General features: G+C 69.0%; 1 protein-coding gene and 1 pseudogene. One reads left to right on the top strand and one right to left on the bottom strand.

Annotated features, from left to right (window positions below):
* Nucleotides 1-332: pseudogene (locus U9977_RS04255) on the bottom strand (acetyltransferase); the annotation flags it as partial.
* A gap of 155 nt (nt 333-487) precedes the next feature.
* On the opposite strand from U9977_RS04255, the gene U9977_RS04260 reads away from it, so the two are divergent.
* Nucleotides 488-1,136 (top strand): 50S ribosomal protein L25/general stress protein Ctc (locus tag U9977_RS04260; protein WP_416210466.1); only part of this gene is annotated, 649 nt, incomplete at its 3' end.

Raw genomic sequence — 1,136 nt, forward strand, 5'->3', positions numbered from 1 at the left:
ACCGTGCATGACGGTGGCACGTGGACCGCGGGGTGGACAACGGTGGCGAAGCGCTCCGCGCCGATCCCGTCCGCGGCGAGCCGGGTGGCGAGCCTGGCCCGCACCGAACCGGAACCCGGGCACAGCACCACCGCCGCGTCCGACATACCGGTGATGACATCCGTGCCGCCGATGACAGCTACGCCGTCGAGCACGCTGCCCCACCGGGTCGGGTTGTCGTCGGTGAAGCCGATCAGTCGATGGCTGCCCGCGGCCTGGACGGCCTGTGCGGTCTCGCGGGCAAGCCCGCCGGCTCCGACCAGCAGCAGGGGTTGGCGCGCGCGCTCTGTCACATGAACTGTTATAGCTCGTCGCGATGAGCGGCCGGCTCGCCGGAGGGCGGGTCCGCCCCGCCGCGTTCCGTCCGGTACTGTGAAGGACCGCGTTGTGCCGACAGGCGTTTCCGCTCGTTTCGCGCCGCGCCGCTGTTCCCCCAAGCTGTAGGAGGATGAGTACCGCCATGTCCGAGGTCCGCATTGCCGCGGAGCCGCGTACCGAGTTCGGCAAGGGCGGGGCTCGTCGTACCCGCAAGGCCGGCAAGGTCCCGGCCGTTCTGTACGGTCACGGTCAACCGCCCCGCCATATCTCGCTGCAGGCTCACGAACTTCTGCACGCGTTCAAAACCGATGCCGGCACGAACGTGCTGCTTCGGCTGGAACTGTCCGACGGCACCCAGCTCGCCCTGCCCAAGGACGTCCAGCGACATCCGATCAAGGGTAGTTTCGAACACGTCGATCTTGTCATCATCCGTACCGGTGAGCGGGTCACGGTGGAGATCCCGGTCGTGCTGGTCGGGGACGCCCACAGCGACACCCTCGTCGACCAGCAGCTGACCACGGTCTCGGTGCAGGCCGACGCGACCAACATCCCCGGGTCGATCGAGGTTGACATCGCCGGCCTCGAACCCGGCGCGAACATCAACGCCGGTCAGCTCGCCCTGCCGGCCGGCTCCATCCTGGACACCGACGCCGGGCAGGTTGTCGTCCAGGCGCTCGCGAAACTGACCGTGGCCCAGATGGACGCCGAGCTCGCCGGGACCGAGCAGGCAACCGGTGGCACCGCGACAACCGCTGCGGCGGGCGAGAAGACCGACGCTT

This window comes from Protofrankia sp. Cas8 (assembly GCF_963555845.1).
Classification (GTDB): domain Bacteria; phylum Actinomycetota; class Actinomycetes; order Frankiales; family Frankiaceae; genus Protofrankia.